Source organism: Fictibacillus fluitans, from assembly GCF_030418125.1.
Taxonomy (GTDB): domain Bacteria; phylum Bacillota; class Bacilli; order Bacillales; family Fictibacillaceae; genus Fictibacillus_C; species Fictibacillus_C fluitans.
Genome location: NZ_JAUHTR010000043.1, coordinates 1 through 548 on the forward strand (window position 1 = coordinate 1; position 548 = coordinate 548).

The window sequence follows — 548 nt, forward strand, 5'->3', positions numbered from 1 at the left end:
CATATTGGAGGATTAGCTCAGCTGGGAGAGCACCTGCCTTACAAGCAGGGGGTCGGCGGTTCGAACCCGTCATCCTCCACCATTATTTTGCCGGTTTAGCTCAATTGGTAGAGCAACTGACTTGTAATCAGTAGGTTGGGGGTTCAAGTCCTCTAGCCGGCACCACTTAAAGAGAGCCATTAGCTCAGTTGGTAGAGCATCTGACTTTTAATCAGAGGGTCGAAGGTTCGAGTCCTTCATGGCTCACCAGTTTTATAATTGTATATGCGGGTGTGGCGGAATTGGCAGACGCGCTAGACTTAGGATCTAGTGTCTTATGACGTGGGGGTTCGAGTCCCTTCACCCGCACCATATACGGATGCGGAAGTAGTTCAGTGGTAGAATACAACCTTGCCAAGGTTGGGGTCGCGGGTTCGAATCCCGTCTTCCGCTCCATTTTTTTCTGCCTGCCGGGGTGGTGGAATTGGCAGACACACAGGACTTAAAATCCTGCGGTAGGTGACTACCGTGCCGGTTCGAGTCCGGCCCTCGGCACCAATAGAATGTTT

General features: G+C 51.8%; 6 tRNA genes. All 6 read left to right on the top strand.

The window, feature by feature from the left end:
* Nucleotides 1-6: 6 nt before the first annotated feature.
* The 6 genes from QYB97_RS25090 (at nt 7) to QYB97_RS25115 (ending at nt 537) form a co-directional block, all read left to right on the top strand.
* Nucleotides 7-82 (top strand) — tRNA-Val (locus QYB97_RS25090).
* 7 nt (nt 83-89) lie between these two features.
* Nucleotides 90-165, top strand: a tRNA-Thr gene (locus QYB97_RS25095).
* 8 nt (nt 166-173) lie between these two features.
* A tRNA-Lys gene (locus tag QYB97_RS25100) sits at nt 174-249 on the top strand.
* A 17-nt stretch (nt 250-266) separates the two neighbouring features.
* Nucleotides 267-351: transfer RNA gene (locus QYB97_RS25105), tRNA-Leu, on the top strand.
* Nucleotides 352-360: 9 nt separating this feature from the next.
* A tRNA-Gly gene (locus QYB97_RS25110) sits at nt 361-435 on the top strand.
* 13 nt (nt 436-448) lie between these two features.
* Nucleotides 449-537: transfer RNA gene (locus QYB97_RS25115), tRNA-Leu, on the top strand.
* The last annotated feature ends 11 nt before the right edge of the window (nt 538-548 follow it).